16 protein-coding genes and 2 pseudogenes are annotated in these 18,283 nt (G+C 36.1%); 5 read left to right on the top strand and 13 right to left on the bottom strand.

All coding sequences use genetic code 11. The features are described 5' to 3' along the window. Positions 1 to 140 precede the first annotated feature (140 nt). From H1D32_RS03270 to H1D32_RS03260, 3 genes and pseudogenes are all read left to right on the top strand, one after another. Positions 141 to 592, top strand: a pseudogene (locus H1D32_RS03270) (MarR family winged helix-turn-helix transcriptional regulator). Between the two features lie 25 nt (positions 593 to 617). Beyond that, positions 618 to 1,136 (top strand): spermidine/spermine N(1)-acetyltransferase, encoded by a 519-nt coding sequence (gene paiA, locus H1D32_RS03265; protein WP_261176725.1) that lies wholly within the window; start codon positions 618 to 620, stop codon positions 1,134 to 1,136. Between the two features lie 23 nt (positions 1,137 to 1,159). Then, the gene (locus H1D32_RS03260; protein WP_261176724.1) at positions 1,160 to 1,771 is read left to right on the top strand and encodes an FMN-binding negative transcriptional regulator; all 612 of its coding nucleotides are present in this window, start codon (positions 1,160 to 1,162) and stop codon (positions 1,769 to 1,771) included. Positions 1,772 to 2,165: 394 nt separating this feature from the next. Here the strand turns inward: H1D32_RS03260 and H1D32_RS03255 are convergent, their stop codons facing one another. Beyond that, on the bottom strand, positions 2,166 to 3,167 hold the full coding sequence (locus H1D32_RS03255) for a serine hydrolase domain-containing protein (RefSeq protein ID WP_261176723.1): 1,002 nt from the start codon (positions 3,165 to 3,167) through the stop codon (positions 2,166 to 2,168). A gap of 1,017 nt (positions 3,168 to 4,184) precedes the next feature. Here H1D32_RS03255 and pssA point away from each other — a divergent pair. Then, positions 4,185 to 4,864: pseudogene (pssA, locus tag H1D32_RS03250) on the top strand (CDP-diacylglycerol--serine O-phosphatidyltransferase). 254 nt (positions 4,865 to 5,118) lie between these two features. On the opposite strand, the gene H1D32_RS03245 reads toward pssA, so the two are convergent. The 6 genes from H1D32_RS03245 to H1D32_RS03220 all read right to left on the bottom strand — a co-directional run bounded on the left by H1D32_RS03245 (position 5,119) and on the right by H1D32_RS03220 (position 12,511). Next, positions 5,119 to 6,102 (bottom strand): tRNA dihydrouridine synthase, encoded by a 984-nt coding sequence (locus H1D32_RS03245; protein ID WP_261176722.1) that lies wholly within the window; start codon positions 6,100 to 6,102, stop codon positions 5,119 to 5,121. Between the two features lie 312 nt (positions 6,103 to 6,414). Then, on the bottom strand, positions 6,415 to 7,155 hold the full coding sequence (locus H1D32_RS03240; RefSeq protein ID WP_261176721.1) for a Fic family protein: 741 nt from the start codon (positions 7,153 to 7,155) through the stop codon (positions 6,415 to 6,417). 309 nt (positions 7,156 to 7,464) lie between these two features. Continuing rightward, a complete protein-coding gene (locus H1D32_RS03235; protein WP_261176720.1) occupies positions 7,465 to 8,223 on the bottom strand; it encodes a Nif3-like dinuclear metal center hexameric protein in 759 nt (252 codons plus the stop codon). A 504-nt stretch (positions 8,224 to 8,727) separates the two neighbouring features. Beyond that, complete coding sequence (locus H1D32_RS03230; RefSeq protein ID WP_261176719.1) at positions 8,728 to 9,825, bottom strand: hypothetical protein; 1,098 nt, start codon at positions 9,823 to 9,825, stop codon at positions 8,728 to 8,730. A gap of 429 nt (positions 9,826 to 10,254) precedes the next feature. After that, positions 10,255 to 11,634 (bottom strand): 23S rRNA (uracil(1939)-C(5))-methyltransferase RlmD, encoded by a 1,380-nt coding sequence (gene rlmD / locus H1D32_RS03225; protein WP_261176718.1) that lies wholly within the window; start codon positions 11,632 to 11,634, stop codon positions 10,255 to 10,257. A 4-nt stretch (positions 11,635 to 11,638) separates the two neighbouring features. Next, a complete protein-coding gene (locus tag H1D32_RS03220; RefSeq protein WP_261176717.1) occupies positions 11,639 to 12,511 on the bottom strand; it encodes a DNA-3-methyladenine glycosylase family protein in 873 nt (290 codons plus the stop codon). A gap of 363 nt (positions 12,512 to 12,874) precedes the next feature. Between H1D32_RS03220 and H1D32_RS03215 the strand changes: the two genes are divergently transcribed. Beyond that, positions 12,875 to 13,240: a GAF domain-containing protein gene (locus tag H1D32_RS03215; protein WP_261176716.1), complete on the top strand. Its 366-nt coding sequence runs from the start codon at positions 12,875 to 12,877 to the stop codon at positions 13,238 to 13,240. Between the two features lie 66 nt (positions 13,241 to 13,306). Here H1D32_RS03215 and H1D32_RS03210 read toward each other — a convergent pair whose 3' ends face one another. The 6 genes from H1D32_RS03210 to H1D32_RS03185 all read right to left on the bottom strand — a co-directional run bounded on the left by H1D32_RS03210 (position 13,307) and on the right by H1D32_RS03185 (position 18,235). Then, positions 13,307 to 13,864 carry an anti sigma factor C-terminal domain-containing protein gene (locus H1D32_RS03210; protein WP_261176715.1) on the bottom strand — a complete coding sequence of 186 codons (558 nt, stop codon included), beginning with the start codon at positions 13,862 to 13,864 and terminating at the stop codon, positions 13,307 to 13,309. Next, complete coding sequence (locus H1D32_RS03205; RefSeq protein ID WP_261176714.1) at positions 13,852 to 14,466, bottom strand: hypothetical protein; 615 nt, start codon at positions 14,464 to 14,466, stop codon at positions 13,852 to 13,854. Before H1D32_RS03205 ends, H1D32_RS03210 begins: the two co-directional genes overlap by 13 nt. Then, entirely contained in the window at positions 14,456 to 14,953 is a 498-nt protein-coding gene (locus H1D32_RS03200) for an RNA polymerase sigma factor (RefSeq protein WP_261176713.1), read from the bottom strand. Before H1D32_RS03200 ends, H1D32_RS03205 begins: the two co-directional genes overlap by 11 nt. A gap of 97 nt (positions 14,954 to 15,050) precedes the next feature. After that, positions 15,051 to 15,587, bottom strand: coding sequence for a GNAT family N-acetyltransferase (locus tag H1D32_RS03195; RefSeq protein ID WP_261176712.1), 537 nt, complete (start codon positions 15,585 to 15,587; stop codon positions 15,051 to 15,053). A gap of 117 nt (positions 15,588 to 15,704) precedes the next feature. Next, positions 15,705 to 16,496 carry a delta-lactam-biosynthetic de-N-acetylase gene (gene pdaA / locus H1D32_RS03190; RefSeq protein ID WP_261176711.1) on the bottom strand — a complete coding sequence of 264 codons (792 nt, stop codon included), beginning with the start codon at positions 16,494 to 16,496 and terminating at the stop codon, positions 15,705 to 15,707. Between the two features lie 200 nt (positions 16,497 to 16,696). Then, positions 16,697 to 18,235, bottom strand: a complete 1,539-nt coding sequence (locus H1D32_RS03185; protein ID WP_261176710.1) for a fumarate hydratase — start codon at positions 18,233 to 18,235, stop codon at positions 16,697 to 16,699. Between the last annotated feature and the right edge of the window lie 48 nt (positions 18,236 to 18,283).

Raw genomic sequence — 18,283 nt, 5'->3', positions numbered from 1 at the left:
TCAATATTTTCCAATGCGATTCGTAAAAATATATTTCATTGTACTCGACCTCTTCGTTATTTTTTTGTTGCAAATGCAACATTTTTCAATTAGATTTAATATATGTTATTTCTATTGCATTTACAGGGAAGGAGGCCATTATGAAGGAAATTCTTCGTGAAATTGGAATGATCGCAAGAGCACTGGATTCTATAAGTAATATAGAATTCAAAGAATACGACCTTACAAAAGGGCAGTATTTATATATTGTGCGAATATGTGAAAACCCAGGAATCATTCAAGAAAAGTTAGCTGAGATGATAAAAGTGGACCGAACAACAGCAGCTCGTGCGATAAAAAAACTTGAATTGAATGGCTTTATTGAAAAGATAGAAGATACACATAACAGAAAAATTAAAAAGCTGTTTCCAACAAAAAAAGGGGAAACTGTTTTTCCTTTTATCAAAGAGAAAATGAACATTCGAATAGTGTCGCATTAATGGGATTTTCCGAAACTGAAGTAGATAGCCTTTTCAATCTTCTTCAAAAGGTAAGAAAAAATATCGAAAAAGACTGGGAGATTGTAAAAAAGGGAAACACGCGAAATTATTGATGATGTAAAGGAGCGAGATTTTAACATGACTGTAAAAATAAAAAAGTGCAACCTTGATGATTTACAAATACTTCAAGAAATTAGTATTGAAACATTCAACGATACATTTAAAGATCAGAATTCACCTGAAAACATGAAAGCCTATTTGGCAAGAGCATTTAACTTAAAACAATTAGAAAAAGAATTATCCAATCCTTCTTCGGAATTCTTTTTTGTTTATTTTCATGATGAAGTTGCTGGATATTTAAAGGTCAATACGAATGATGCTCAGTCAGAAGAAATGGGTGAGGAACTACTTGAAATTGAGAGGGTTTATATAAAGAACAAATTTCATAAACATGGGCTAGGTAAATATCTGCTGAATAAAGCAATGGAAACTGCAATGGAACGGAATAAAAAGAAAATCTGGCTAGGCGTATGGGAAAAAAATGAAAATGCTATTGCCTTTTATAAAAAAATGGGATTTGTCCAAACTGGAACCCACTCTTTTTATATGGGGGATGAAGAACAAATAGACTTTATCATGACAAAAATACTCAGATAACTTTTTTTGAAAGGTGGATTCGTATGTATACCCCTTCACATTTTAATATCATAGATGAAACTTTAAATTACGACATTATGAAAGACCATAGTTTTGCGACTCTTTTTTCTCAGCACCATGGAATGCCAGTTGCAACTCATTTACCGTTAATATTGAACAAGGAGAAAACATTTTTATATGGACACTTTGCTCGTCCAAACCCTCAGTGGAAAGATATCGAAAATCAAACAGTTCTCGCCATTTTCCATGGTCCTCATTGTTATATCTCCCCATCTTGGTATGAGACGAATCAAGCAGTACCCACATGGAATTACGTGACAGTTCATGTTTATGGAGAAGTCGAGCTTTTAGAGGACGAAAAGGAGTTAATGGGTTCCTTACAGGAAATGGTGTTAAAATATGAAACACCTGACAGTTCATACAAATTGCAGGATGTAGATCCTGAATTTCTCACTAGTATGAGCAAAGGAATACAAGGTTTCAAAATAAAAATCAATAATATAGAAGGAAAAGCTAAGTTAAGTCAAAACCATACAGTACAGCGACAAGAGCTAGTTATTAATCAACTAAATCAAATTTCAAATACAGATGAGCAACAAATTTCCTCATTAATGAAGACGAATTTAAAAAAGTAGTTGGTTAATGATCTTGCACTAGCAAGTAGCCGGGATGATTTTTTCTAGAAGTTAAACCCCTATGGAAAAAATGATCGGCTATGGTCGTTAGAAGTATTAGTGCTGTCAATATTTACTACGAAAAAAGGGCGCGACGCCGTGAAATTTTGGCATTGCTCCCTTTTATAATTATTAATCATGAATATACGTAGATTGCTTGAAATACGTTCCGTGCTTTTATTGCCTCTAGCAGTTTTTTGGATTATCAAGTCAATTTGAAATCCGGAGCATGTCACTTCCCTATTTAACTAGCAAACTTATAATCGATTAATAATGTACCAAAACCTCTCTTTTAATACAATTGCAGCCATCTCTAATGATAAGCCTCCAACATTCCATTTGCCCAGATTGTTACTCAAAACAATAATCGTAACTTCATCCTCAGGAAACGTAATAAGAAATTTTTAAAGCCAGTAAATCCACCAACATGTGCTACCGCCTTATGATTAAAGCTATACCAACTCTCACTTATGCTCCACCCATATCCATATTGAACAATTCCAAAAGGTGCCGCATTGATATTACCTGTTTGCATTTTGTCTACATTCTTTTTTGAAAGTAACTTTCCTTCGTTTATCGCTTTATCAAACAATAGCAAGTCACCCGTGATCGATAACATATTACCTGCTCCATACGCAATGCTAATATCTATAAGATGTGTAGGCTCTTCCATATTTTCGTATCCGATCGCTTGCGGTACCGGCGCAGCAACAAAATAAGTATGCTTCATCTCAGCAGGTTCAATGATATGTTCTTGGATATAGTCAGCTAGTGACAGTTCTGATAGTTTTTCGATGATCAAAGCTAACAAGAAGTACCCGCTATTGGAATACGAATATTTAGATCCAGGTTCAAATTCTAATTCCGCGGTTTTAATAGCTACATATAATTCTTCTAATGTGTGCTCTTTTCCATTCTCAACTAAAGATAATAGTTCCGGTATCCCTGAAGAATGATTGAGTAAATGATGGACAGTAATTCTGTCTCCATTTGGGAAATCCTCAAAATAGTTACTAATAGGATCCTCTGTCTGCAATTTCCCTAGCTCCTCTAGCTGAAGGATAGAAAGTGCTGTGAAACTTTTACTTAAGGATGCAATATGGAAAACCGTATCAGGTGTGTTCGCAATTTCGTTTTCTTTATCTGCATAACCATACCCTTTTGAAAATAGAACTTCGCCTTCCTTAGCAACTAGAACCGTACCATTAAACCCAATGTCACTAGCTTTTTGATCCATAAATGCTGTTAGTTTTTCAGCATCAGTTCCTTTTAAGTGTGAATGTGTTGTACTCCCAAAATACCACCCAATAAAACCGAGAATAACAAAACTAACTAAAATATAATACCTCTTTTTCATGCTTGTTTTCCTCCATTTTTCATTTGTAAACATTTGTCTGGATACTTCTTTTGCCCAAACGTTGCAATCTTTCGTCCAACTCTAACAAGCTCCACATTCCAGCTAGTACAATCTAGAACCCTGGTTCTATACTAATAGATCTACCATCTTTATCGCATCGAGTAATTCTATCTAAATAGTATTCTTATTAGCTTTGTATCTTCTATTTACTGCCTCCCCACTATTCCAAGGTCTGGGCAGCTTCATCAATCGCAACGCTATACGAACTACCAAAAAATCCTCCACGAATGCTTTAGCACCTTTGATCTTGCATATGCAGTTCGATCGCTTGCTCTCTATTCCATTCAATAGTATTCCGCTCCACCAAGTATCATGCAGCATCCACCAAGCCTTATTTTTCCTACCTTAGTTATCTAGGGCAACTTCAGTAAAGGGCAAAACCAAAATGCTAATACCCTTACGATAATCCAATTTCTCTCTTCCTTTTATGAATGGCTGTTTTCGTAAACTTTGTTGCTTTTACATCGTCTTTTGAGAATAAATAAGCTTTTGGGAACAAATTTATTTGTCACTATGGCTTATTTATTCTCAAAAGCTTCACGCAAAGCGTAAAGAATCAAGCATTCGCTTGGTACGACCTAAAAGCTAATAGCAACAATCTTTTAGAAAAGAGCGTTATGAATAAAAGCTTTTAGAAATTTAATTATTTTATTTGTGTATATACAACCAAATAATACCATAATACCCATTTGTTTTAACATATAAATTCCCTATGCGCTAACCACTCTAAAAAGAAAAAATTCCCTCGAAGTTTCATGTTTCACAGATGTTCACGATTTATCAACGACACCTTTGAAACATAACTGCGAAACAATATTTTCCGGGGCACAGTGACGACTGATCAGTATGCAATATGGAAAGGTTTTTATTTTTTCTAAAAAAAGCTATAATAAAACAGATCAAATCAACATCGGAACTATCAATTAATTTTATTTATAAACAAAAAGGTGTGAAACCATGTACTTAAGACGATCTCTGCCTAACCTTCTAACGTTAGGAAATATTTACTGTGGCTTTTTATCGATTGGTTATGCTGCAACTGGACAGTTTCGTAATGCCGCTATTTTAATTATTATCGGCATGATGCTTGATGCCATGGATGGCCGTGTCGCAAGGATGCTAGGGGTTGAGAGTGAACTAGGTAAGGAACTCGATTCGTTAGCTGACGTTGTCACCTTGGGGTAGCCCCCTCATTTTTAGTTTATTACACAACATTCATGAATTTGGGTGTTTTAGGATTTGCCATTGCTGGGCTATTCCCTTTATTTGGGGCATACCGATTGGCGCGCTTTAATGTAAGTAAAGATAAATCTTCTCTACAATACTTTATTGGTGTCCCAATAACAGCTGCAGGGGGGATACTAGCAATACTAACATTGTTCGGGAATTTAATCCCTAGTGTTGTCATTACTGTTATTTTTACTGGACTTTGCTTTTTGATGGTAAGTAGGGTGCGAATACCAAGTCTAAAAAGTGTTCCTCTGCCTAAATACGGAACCATAGTGTCCTTGTTTTTAGGGGTAATGTTATTCATTATTTATAGGGAATCATATGTTAGCTTCCCTTACCTAATCTATATTGCGACACCAATCTATGTCGCTTACCTAACCTATCGCTTTATAAAAATTAAGCGGTGACTTGTCGGGTCAACTGTCACTTCCCGAGTTTTGTCAAATTATGTAGAAACCCTAGAGCACTTTCGCTCTAGGGTTCTTTACGTTTTTTTAATTTTTGGTTAAAACTAAGTTTGCTACGCAATCCACAATCAAAATAAAAGTTGTCGGCTGCAAGAAACTTGAAAACACTGAATAAAATAAATACACATCAGTTAATTTAATTTATTTTTTCTCCAACTTTTTGAGACTTACATCATTTCACCATCATCATAGCTTCAACACTTTTGTTCAAAGTTATCAAGCAATGCACGCACTTCATCTGTTGATTTGGTGTTCATCAATTGACTTCTTAATTCCCCAGCTCCAGGAAATCCTTTGACATAAATTTTGAAAAAGCGATGAAGTCCTGTGATTGAACGTGGCAGTACTTCCGCATAATGATCTTGAAGATCAAGTTGGAGTCTTAATAGATCAAGGTATTCTTTGCTGCTATGCTCTTTGGGCTCTTTTTCAAAAGCAAAAGGATTTTTAAAAATACCTCGCCCGATCATAACGCCATCGATACCATATTGTTCAGCTAGCTGCAGCCCAATTTGACGGTCAGGAATGTCTCCATTAATTGTTAGCAGTGTATTTGGTGCGATACGGTCACGTAATTTTTTGATCTCCGGAATTAGCTCCCAATGCGCATCTACTTCGCTCATTTCCTTTCTTGTACGTAAGTGAATAGAAAGGTTCGCAATATCCTGTTTTAAAATATGCGGTAGCCACTCTTCCCACTCATGAACATCCTTATAGCCAAGTCGCGTTTTCACACTGACAGGCAGTCCGCCCGCTTTTGCTGCTTGAATAAGTTCTGCCGCAACATCTGGACGCAGAATAAGACCACTACCCTTCCCTCTCGATGCCACATTCGGTACAGGGCAGCCCATATTAATATCTAAACCTTTAAATCCTAGCTCTGCCATGCCAATACTCATTTGACGGAAATATTCGGGATTATCCCCCCAAATATGTGCCACCATTGGCTGTTCATCCTCTGTAAAAGTCAAACGGCCGCGCATACTTTTGATACCCTCTGGATGACAATAGCTATCCGAGTTTGCAAACTCTGTAAAAAACACATCTGGTCGACCAGCTGCACTTACTACGTGACGAAAAACAACATCTGTCACATCTTCCATCGGTGCAAGTACAAAAAACGGCCGTGGTAAATCACGCCAAAAATTATCTATCATTTCAAACTCAAATCCTCTCACTATGGATACAAATTCCAACACTCAGTTAAAAAAATAAAGCCAAATGTTCAACTTCTTTTACACTTATATCATGCTTAATACCTTATAATCAAACACAATTCCATTTGGTCATTTATATTATTTGAAAATCAGCAATGTTTATTTAAGCTAAAATCAGTTCTGTGTGGTATTTTTATAAACAAAAAAGCAGATGGTATAGATTTTTTCTATATCAGCTGCTTTTCTATTATACCAACTCCAACATGGTGTAGTGGTAGTGTTTACCTTTTTACAAATACATTTAGCGACGACTTTATTCATTACGTAAATTAACTAAGCATTTTTATTAATTGCACTTAAATAAAGGTTTAATGAATCTTCTACTTCAATTGTAACTAACTTAATAAAATCATCATATTCTTTCTGTGTATGTGCTTTATCTAATGCTTCGTAATAACCTAAGCGATTTTCTACTTTAATAACAATTGGTGGAAAACCGTCTTTCATGAGTTCCAAATTTAATAACAAGCGTGATGTCCGGCCGTTTCCATCAATAAATGGATGAATTCCTACAAAAATAGCATGCAACATAGCTCCACGAGAAACTGGATGCATTTTTTTGATTTCCGCTTGTTCATACCATAGCATCAGCTGCTCCATCTCTTCCTTTATGAGGAAAGGTACTGGCGGTATATGTTTAGCACCAGAAATAAAAACTTGCTGGTCTCGATATACACCTGCATATTCATCATCAATGCCTTTTAATACAAGTCGATGTAAATTCTTAATTTGCCACTCCGACAAAGCTTCTCCCTTTTGTACAATCTCCTCTACAAAGTGAATCGCATCACGATGATTAAGAACTTCCAAGTGTTCACGCAACGTTTTTCCACCAACAGTAATTCCTTCAAGAACTACCTTTGTTTCATTGATAGTTAACGTGTTTCCTTCAATCGCATTTGAATTATATGTCCATTCGAGTAATAACTTTTCACGTAAACTTTTGACTGTATATTTAGGTAATGGTCGACTCGCATCTAGAATAGCTTTTTTTTCATTAATTTGTTCGAACATTGCCTTCACCTCTCTCACTGAAACTAATACTTAAATTACCTAATTGTATATTTTCTTTTTTAGTCTATCAATCTCTTTTAAAGCTTGATTGAGCTGTTCTAGAATATCCATAAGGCTACTCCAATCATTAAAATCTTTAACTCTAGTTTAGCCAAGAAAGCACTAATTTAACAGTATAAATTCAATGGAAACAACATTATGCGAGAGAGATGTTTGAATGTTTAAATTGAAGCGAAAAACGCAAGTGTAAAATAACTGCTTACATTTAACCAGTTTGGCGTTATTTAACGCTTACGTTATTATGTCTTATTATATATTCGCTTCATAATGCTCCTCATTAAGTCTCACTATTTCAAGTTCATTTATATTCTCATTCAATTTCAGTGCTAAACTTTCAATTCCAAAGAATTCTGTGAAAGTATGACTCCCAATGATAAGATTTATCCCTTTAAACTGAGCATATTGAATTGTATACAAATTACATTCACCTGTAATGTATACATCACACTTATTTTCAACTGCTTCCTTTAGGCAAGTTGTTGGCGCTCCATTACCACAGACTAAGCTCACTCGCTTCACCTTTTTGTCATTGAACCGCCAAGATTTAACTGGTTCTTCTAGTAGATTTTCAAGTTTTTTTACTAATTCATTAAATTCAATTTCTTCATCATATTCTGCGACTCTACCAAAATATAATCCTTCCCACTCGTGCGTTCTTTTAACAATTTCTAAATTCAATTTTTTTAATAAACTATCATTTGTTCCAAAGTTACAGTCATCAAGTGGCAAGTGATTATAGTAGTGACTAATACCATACTCAGCTAGTTTCTCGATGCATGCCTCTTTTAATCCAAATATTTCATCCCATGCATCGTGGTGTGTCACCATCATATCAACTCCATGAATTCTTGCTTCCTCTATCGTTTCAAGCGTTAGGTTAACACAGTATCCCAATTTTTTAACTTTTTTATCCGCTTGATATGTAATCCCAGATTCACTAGAATAGACTTCCTTATTTGTTACATTGAAAAGATCATTTATTCCATCAACAATATCAGCAACATCCATATACCTACCTCCTCAAATAACTCTTGATTTACTTGTTTTATATTTAGTTCGTTTATTCACTTCTTTACTTACTTGTTTTTACCTTAAGTCTTCTATTCTTGATCTAACTTCTTGAATTTTATTAGAATTTTCTCTAAACTCTTACCCATTTTATCACACCCATATATTTCCTACACAAAACAATTAAATCTATTCTATCTCCAAACCGATATCTATCCAAAACTATAAATCTTTACGCAAAACTCCTTAGTTCTACGTATAAATTAGACTCTCACTAAAGCAAAATTCCCCCCGACTTTTTAGTCTGAGGGAATATAAACTTAAATTAATATACAAATAAACTCCGCTAAACCCACTGATACCATGCTTATTTTAACTCATTTCCAAAATCCCTTTCATAGATTATTAGGATCTACGGGGACGTACGAACGGTCCGTTCTCAGTGATTTTTACCTTTAATGTTATAGTCATATTTTACCTAGTGCATCTTAACATTCTATGCTTTTATTCCACATGACTAGCAATGACAACAATGACATTCGTATACCCACCACCCAAGTTGGGAAATCCCGAGTGAATTACTGGTAAGCCGATGAATTCTACATAATCATCATAAAACACATCGTCTAGTCGTCCAGGATAAATTATCTGATAAACCTCGCCGTAATCGGTTTTGACGAGAAGCTCAGACAGATAATCATTAATATCTTGTATATAATTCACATAAATTTCGATGACATAGCCTGCATCAAAAAACATTGTTGACGTATAATCATCTAATCCTTTGGACAAATGACTGTAATCAATTTCAATATTTATTAAATCTAGTCCTTTTTCTATAGTGTCTTCCGTTGCAGGGAATAAATCGGGGTGTTGATTAATAAAAGTATATGTGTCATTCGGAATTACCTGAGCAGGGGTATTTCCGTTTATTTCGTCAACTAAGGGAATTATCATGGCAAAAAATTCTGCCTTTGTCATTATGTCAGCTTCTTCCCTATTTGTAGATACTCCAGCATTGGCTTCTCCTTGTTCTGAATCCAAATAAACAATGTCTAGAACCTCTGTATCGTATATCTTCCACTCATCATTATACTTTTTCATAATATTAATACCTTCTAATTGGTTGTCTCTGAATTCAGGACCGTTTATTTTACGCGTTGTTTGAATAAACCTTACTGCCCCTGTATCTCCGGAAACGTCAATGACCTCGATTTCAACAAAAGAGTACTCTAAATCATAAACACTATATATTTTTAACATGGTATCCCGCGTCGATTGATATAGGGGGGACTCTACATGTATAGTAGCCATATAATCATCAATATTTTTATTATTAGCAGACAGCAAATTATCTTTAACCACTTGAATCATTTGCTCTTCGTCTGGCAACGTTGCTATATCCTCTATCTCTTGCTCTCCCGCTTCTGATGTTCCATCATTCCTCGGTTCTTGTGAGTTAGCTTCAGACTCTTGTTCTTCTGTTGTTTCCTCTACTTTTGGGTTATTGGCCTCTTTACCTGCTTCCTCCGCTGGTAAATCCCCACATCCAGTTAGAAAAAACAACAGCAGTCCAGTTACAAAAGGTAAAAAGAATTTCATCACATAGCCTCCCTTATCAAAGTAAATATCTGAAAAAATAAACAGCATATATACATTACATGCTGAAAAGGAAAATATGTTACCACTCTTTTCAGGAGAACGATTTGTAGTTTCTATAGAAAGGTGAAGGGAATCTTTAAGGAATTATTATTGAAAAAGAAGTTGATGAGGATAACTAGGGGCCTTTTATATTCGAAAAAAATACAGAGCTATATGAAAATTTCAGGAATGTGCTAATGAAGATTACGTTGTTTAAATCGGTAAGAAGCTTAAAAATGTATTAACTTAAAAAAACTTACACCGAATATCCTGCATTCCCTCTTTAAAAAAATCAACTATTGAGTAGCGCCTGTCACTCCCCCCGTTTTGTTATATTATGTAGAAACCCTAGAGCGATTGGCGCTCTAGGGTTCTTTGCAAATGGTTATTTTAGGTTAATACTAGGGTTGCTACACACTCCACATGGCTCGTATGCGGAAACATGTCAACTGGCTGAAGGTTTTGTAATTTGAAGCCGGCTTTCATCAAGACATCGACATCTTTGGCCAATGTTGAAGGGTTACAGGAAACATAAACGATGCGCTTTGGTTTGGCTTTAATCATTGCTTCCAAGAGTTTACGGTCACAGCCTGTTCTTGGTGGATCGACTACGAATACGTCTGGGCGCCAACCTTGTTTGAACCACTTTGGAAGAATTTCTTCTGCTTTTCCTTCTTCATACAAAGCATGAGTGAAGCCATGTTTCTCTGCATTACGTCTAGCGTCTTCTATTGCTTCTGGGATAACGTCCATTCCTCTTAATTCCTTGACGTGAGGAGCTAGCCAAAGGCCAATCGTTCCGACACCACAATATGCGTCTACTAGCTTTTCTGTTCCTGTTAGTTGGGCAGCTTTTTTCACTTCGTCATAAAGCTTCACGGTTTGAATTGGATTTAACTGAAAGAAAGCGCGAGCTGATAATTCAAATTGTAAGTCTCCTAACGCTTCTTGAATAACTTCTTCTCCATGTAAATGAACCGTTTCGTCGCCAAAAATTAGCGATGTTCTGCGGCCATTAATGTTTTGTAAAACTGATTTCACTTCTGGAAGGCGTTTTTTTATTTCTTCAATCAGCTCTTCTTTATGTGGAATTTCTTTTGTAGCGGTAATGAGAACTAGCTGCACATCACCAGTACTAAAACCAACTCTTGTAACGATCGTCCGGACAACACCTTTGCGCTTTTTTTCATGATAGATAGGGATTTTTAACTCTTGCAAAATCGCCTTCATTGTTTGCGTTACTTTATTTGTCGCTGGATGCTGAATAGCACATTCGGAGATATCAATTAAATCATGTGAGTTCATACCATATAAACCAGCAATGACTTCGTGTTGATTATGTCCTACCTGAAGCTGACTTTTATTGCGGTAGTTCCAAGGGTCTTCCATGCCTATGGTTTCTTTTAGTGGTAACTTATCACCTGCTAGCTTTGTATGTCGTTCAAAGGCTTGTCTGACAATGTCTTGTTTCTCTCGTAATTGTACCTTGTAGTCTAGATGTTGTAGCTGACAGCCACCACATTTTTCATAGACTGGACAAGGTGGATCGATACGATCCTTAGATTTAGTACGAATTCGTTTTATTTTCGCTTCTGAAAATTTTTCTTTTGCATCTGTAACAGTTACAAATACTTCTTCACCAGGGAGGGCTCCTGGCACGAACACAACATGTCTTTTGTAATATCCAACACCTTCGCCGTTAATCCCAAGGCGTTTAATTGTGAGTAAAAACTCCTGTCCTACTTTTACTGATACCTTCTCATTTTTCATTATTTCAACTCCGTGCTTTTTGATTATCTAAACTCTCCCATAAATACAGGGAGGCATAGCTCTTATATGGTGACCAACCTTCGCTTACTTTCAGCATTTCTTCTAGTGTTGGCTTTTCATCGAGCTTGTACAACATTTTTAAAGCATTTTGAATACCAATATCTTTTACCGGAAATAAGTTCTGTCTTCCTAATCCAAAAAGAAGAATATTTTCAGCCGTCCAATAGCCAATACCTCTGACTTTGACAAGTTCTGCTATAACCTCATCATCGGTCATTACTCTTAGTTCTGCCAAATCTATTTTACCATCTGCAATTAATCTCGACGTATCAATGACGTACTCTGCTTTCCTTTGGCTAAATTGCAGCTTGCGAAGGTCTTCATAGGTAAGCTCGCTAACGGTCTTCGCAGAAGGATAAAACCAAACTCCATCTTTTTCGGTACCAAAGCTTTTCACAAAGCGCTCTGTTAGTGTATAGGCAAACCGAATATTTAACTGCTGATGAATAATCGTCTTCATCATACAATAATACAAGTCATAATCACAGATCAATGGCATACCTGAAAATTGGCGAAACAAAGGAGCTAAATCTGTATGTAAAAAATGGTTATTCACCTCTTGCAAAGGGACTTCAAGCTGAAATATTTCATTTAGCTGACGAACGCCATCTTCCTCATATTCAGCGGGAATGTCAATCTGACAAATGGGTGCTTCTATGGTACCACTAAACGATACAGTCGCAACAATCAGCTCATTATATAGTTTTAATGGAATTTTTACCTGGCTTTTTTCTTTATCAATAACGTTCAACGGATCATAACTTAGGCGTTCAAGAACGCGAAGATAATTATATGGTCCCTGCAGTTTAATTTCCATATTGTCCACTCCTTTCTATATGGCTATTTCCGCATAGTTTGTTGCTTTCGTAAAAATCCCAAAAGCCGGATTTTTACACATAAACACTGAGATATCACTACTTATTTAATGGGCATTGCTCTTTTCTTACTTATTATACTGGATGAATTCTCTAACTCAGGGATTTTTTTAATTATTTTAGTTTTAAAGCACCAATGTTTACGAAAAGAGCCTTCTATTTAATATACCTGAACTTGGAATGATCTCCTAACATCTTCATATATAGAGATTTTCCTGAAAAAAACTTCCTAAACTTACTATCTCACAGTTGAATAATTTTTGTTAAAATGAGAGAAGTAAACTTGGTAAAGGGAGAGATTTAACTTGTCAATTTCAACTGACGTAGCTTCACTACAAATCATGGCAGACGTATTTAAAAGGAAAAGTTCCCAATCCGTTTTTGAAAAAACTGTTAACAGTTTAGTTAACGAGGTTTCTTACATAGATTGGGTAGGCATTTACCTAATTTCAGAGAATGGAAGCCCACAACTTGCTGCTGCTTCAGACGAAGAAAACGATTTAGGATGGGAATGTAACGGAGAATTAAAGTTCCCAATCACTAATTCATTAAATGAAAAAATTGGTGTGATCATTGTTCGCAGTAAACAGGCCATCTGCTTTGATGTCACTGATGTTTCAACATTAGAAACCATTGCAGAAGCTATTGGAGAAATTTGTTATTCTAACTAATGGTCGGAAAAAAGATGCTACATCAAAAATTCTTTTGATGTAGCATCTTTGTTATATATCCCTACATCACCCATTACTATCGCCTGAAGTAAAAGGCAATACCATCTTTATATCTTCTACATAAATATCAGAAAAACGTTCAACTTGGTTTGTAAGATGAAGGATAGACTCTGGATAGCCCTGAACGACGATTCCATACGAATAAATTCCATTTTGATTAATATAATCTTTCACTGATTGATAATATTCATTAAAATGTCTTTGATCTATCATATTAAAAAAATCAAGATGGTCTAATTGAAATTGAATTAAATCTCGAAAATGATTTTCGTACAGGTTTTCGTTAACAGTATTCGATGCCGACATGTACTCGCTAATTTCATAATGAGGGTATTCCTCATTTATTTTATTAAATACAGGACCTGTCCCTGTAGGTTCAAAGCCTATTAGTGGCAATCTTTGAATATCCTTTTCAGAGTTCCTTATCCCTACCCATGCAATATATAGCCCCGAGTCACCCGTTTTATTTACGAGCTCCGCAATTTCTCCCATAGATAGATCTCTATCAAAAGAAATATAGGCTTTAATGTAACTAAACGTTGGTAAGCTTTTTAATTTTTCCATTGTATCCTCACCACCAGGAATCGTACCAAAAGGGTAGGTTGCTCGAGAAAAAGATTTAAAGGCGGATACTTCCAAAAGGCTTCATCTACTGTAAGCCGTGAACGCTTAATGTCACCCGATATACCTATTAACTCACCTTTAAAAGTATCATACTGTTTTAATGAGAAAGAGTAACTTCCTATTCCCGTACTGCTAGCATTAACTCCATTTGTTACGATCGTTGGAAAATGGAGCTCTGTGTAAGTTGCTAGCTTAGCACCTAAATCAATACTATAATCTGAATAACTATTTTGATTAGGATTATAATAAAAACTATTCAATACAGGGGTCAAAATAAAACGAAAGCCCGCCAACAGGATAAACACGAGTGCCACGGAAGAAAGGATGACCGTCGCCTTCTTTTTACGTACTTCCTTCCTTATCTGTTTCATATCATCAAAGTTTTCTTCCTCAAATTTGAAATTTAAACTTTCATTCTCGTCTACAATATCAAGATACTCTTTGATTACTCTGTTTTTTTCTAGTTCGTCTTCTACAATTCTTTTTTCTTCTTCTGTTGCAGTTTCATTTTGATATTTCTCCAATAATTCTCTAAAATTCATATCGGTTCTCCTCCAGTACTTTTTTTAATTTTGTACGGGCCCTATAAATTAGTGTCTTCGTATTTGCTTTTGAAAGTTTCAGTAACCCTTCGATCTCGACTAAAGGAATATCCGCATAATAATGTAAGATTAATATTTCTTGATAGTTTTCCGGAAGGAGCATAATACAATTGTAGAGTCGACGATTTTTTTCTTTTTGAATGATTTCTTCCATTACACAAGCTTGATCAATAAGATTACTCTCAGTAAAGGCTTTATTGATCATCTTTTTATGTTTTTTCAAATGGTCTATCCAAATATTCTTGCAAACTACTAGTAACCAATATTTAAAGTGCTTTTTTTCCTCATCTAATGTGAGAAGTGCCTTTTCGAAAGCTCCACTAACTATATCCTCTGTTAACTCCTTTTTCTTACAAAGAGAGAAGGTGTAAATATAAGCAGTTTTATAGTACTTTTTATATAAATCTTCTATAATACTGTTTTTCATTTATTTCCTCCTCTCACTTTAAAAACGAACCAACCTGGAAAAGGTTACATTATTTTCTTCACATTTTGAAAATTTCTAGCACTAAATTAATAACAAGTTACTTTAAGAGCTGACTCAACCTTCTTCGCCAAATCAGGTGATCATTTCCCACTCCCCAATAATCTTTCAATATATATTCAGGATCACCAAATTTCTTTTGCCAAATCTTCTGTGCTGTTTTATAGCCACTATCCAAGCAAAATTCTTCTGTCCCGATATTTTGTAAAGTTAAGAACATCGCATTTAGTAACAAAGTTCCTATCCCTTGTCTCTGATAATTGGGGTGAACGAATACTGTCCCGACTTCATTTAGCCCCTGTAACTCACCGTTTGTACACTCAATAATTAGGTTGCTAGCAGCGCCAAATTCAATTGTACCTAGAAGCTGATCATTCATTACTGCTACTAAAAAGTAGCGATCTTTTCCATTACTCTCAAGGTCTGTACTGACAAGCTTTCTCTTACTTTCGATTTCCTTTTCTATGTCATCCAGCAGATGACCTAAACCCTCTTTTGCGAACGTATCAGTAATTACCAGTCTGAAAAATTGATGTAATACTTCTACATCTTCCAGACTTGGTCTCCTAATTTGCATTGGAACTCCTCCTTTGTTACACAAACAAACCATTTACAGTTTAGCATAATATTCCAATTAGTTGGTTGTACCTAAAATGAAAAACCCATTCAATTTATGAATGGGCCTTCTACACTTCTACTCTAAACCGTCCAACTGTTGTTGGAGCATATAATCGTCTAAACTTTTGAATTCATATCCTTGTTTTCGAAGGTTATCAATAACCTTATCCAACGCCTCGGCATTGTCACTTGATACGGAGTGTATAAGCATGATAGCCCCAGGATGAACACGCTTCATAATTTGATCATATGCATACTTCCAACCTTTTTGATTGTCTACTTCCCAATCTTTATAGGCTAACGACCAAAAGACGTTTACATAGCCTTGCTGTTGTGATAACGCTAATGACCGTTCGCTAAACACCCCACGTGGTGGGCGTAAGTAGACCATATCGTTTTTACCAGTTAGTTCCTCATATTTCACTTTCACTTTTTCAAGCTCTCTTTTTAACCTCGCATCATCTACTGCAGGTAAGCTAGGGTGATGCCATGAATGATTACCGACTATATGTCCCTCATCAGCCATTCGTTTTATTAACTCTGGTTGATCTAATAAATAATGACCTGTAACGAAAAATGCTGCTGGAACTTTTTTCTCCTTCAGAACATCAAGGATCTTCGGTGTATATCCATTTTCATACCCATTATCAAAGGTTAAGTAAAGTTCCTTCTTTTCAGTATCACCAATCCAAAAGCCCCCGTATTTAGAAAGAAGCTCTTCATAAATAGCTTCGGTTGTCGCTGGTTCATTGTTAGGCTTTGGATTAAAACTCCAATTATATTCTTTATTACTATAGGCTTCAGCATTTGCTTGGGGCAAAACAAAAAAGGTGAATGCAATAAGTAGTAAATAAATAAATTTTTTCATCTAACCAACCTCTCCACATGATTTTCTGTTAGTTTTTTTCATTAGGTGGAAAAATATCCGTTTTCGTTAGATGTTTCGTTTCGTTTTGTCTTACTATTTTTTGCTGGGTGTCAGGAACACACGCACCACGAGCCAGCGTGACCATATAACTAAAAGATGACCCAAAACCAACTTAAAGTTGGTTTTGGGTCATCTACTACTTATTTAAAAACCTTTTCCTTTAATTCAGAGAGTTTTTCAAATGACGATTTATCAACGTCAGCATGTAGGCTGTTACCATGCGAGTCCATCGTTACGATGGCTGCAAAGCCTTCTACTTGTAAATGCCACATTGCTTCTGGTATACCAAATTCTAAAAGGTCAACACCTTCTACTTTTTTGATACAGTCCGCATAATATTGAGCCGCTCCACCTATTGCATTTAGATACACACCACCGTGCTCTTGTAATGCTTTTAATGTTTTTGGTCCCATTCCACCTTTACCAATAACGGCACGAATGCCGAACTTCTTCATCACATCACCTTGGTAAGGCTCCTCACGAATACTTGTCGTCGGTCCTGCTGCCTTTACGTGCCACTCACCATGCTCATCTTTTAGCATAACAGGTCCACAGTGATAAATGACTTGACCATTTAAATCAATCGGTGCATCGTGATCCATTAAATGATGATGGATCGCATCGCGTCCTGTATGAAGCGCACCGTTAAGGATAACCACGTCACCAACTTTTAAATCACGAATTTGCTCCTCAGTGATTGGCGCTTGAAGAACAACCTCACGACTCGTTGACTTAACTTCTGTCGCTGCTGCCACTTCATCTTGAGAAAATTTGATTTCTTCACCATCTTTATAAAGCCATTCTTTGATATCACCAGTCGCTGCATCTAACGTCACACCTAAACGGCGGAACGCCCAACAGTTGTACGCAACTGAAACAAAGAAGCTCGCTGGTAAGCGGTTAAGAGCCCCTATTTTACAGCCAAGTAATGTCGCTTCACCACCAAAGCCCATCGTCCCAATCCCAAGATTATTGGCATGCTCCATTACGTAGTCCTCAAGCATGCGTAGTTCTTCAATTGGATTTACGTCTTCTGAAGAACGGAATAGCTGTTCTTTTGCTAAGGAATAGCTAGAGATACGATCTCCACCAATACCTACCCCAATAAAACCAGCACTACAGCCTTGTCCTTGTGCTTGATATACTGAGTGAAGAATGCATTTTCTAATTCCATCTAAATCACGACCTGCTCGGCCTAGACCCTCAATCTCTGCAGGTAAGCTATATTGAATATTTTTATTTTCACAACCGCCACCTTTTAAAATCAGGCGCGCATCAATTTCATCTTTTTCCCATTGTTCAAAATGGATAATCGGTGTTCCGTCACCTAAATTGTTCCCACTATTTTCACCTGTCAGGGAATCAACAGAGTTAGGACGAAGCTTACCATTTTTAGTTGCCTCAGCAATCGCTTCTTTAATCGCTTTTTTCATCTCGATTTGGTTTGCCCCAACTGGTACTTTAATCTCAAACGTTGGCATTCCCGTATCCTGACAAATCGGTGATACCTTTTCATCTGCCATACTAATATTCTTTGTAATTGTTCCAAGAGATAAAGCAGCTGTCGTTCCAGCATTTTCTCTCTGTTTAGCCTGAAGGATCGCGCGTCGCACATCGTTTGGAAGATTCGTAGATGTTTCAACAATCAGCTTATACATGCTTTCTTTAAATTTCTCCACTCCAATTTCCCCTTCCCAAGCAAAAAAATATATTTTTTATCCATTAGT

It is taken from the genome of Anaerobacillus sp. CMMVII (assembly GCF_025377685.1).
Taxonomy (GTDB): Bacteria; Bacillota; Bacilli; order Bacillales; family Anaerobacillaceae; genus Anaerobacillus.
This window is presented reverse-complemented; position numbering and strand designations above follow the sequence as displayed.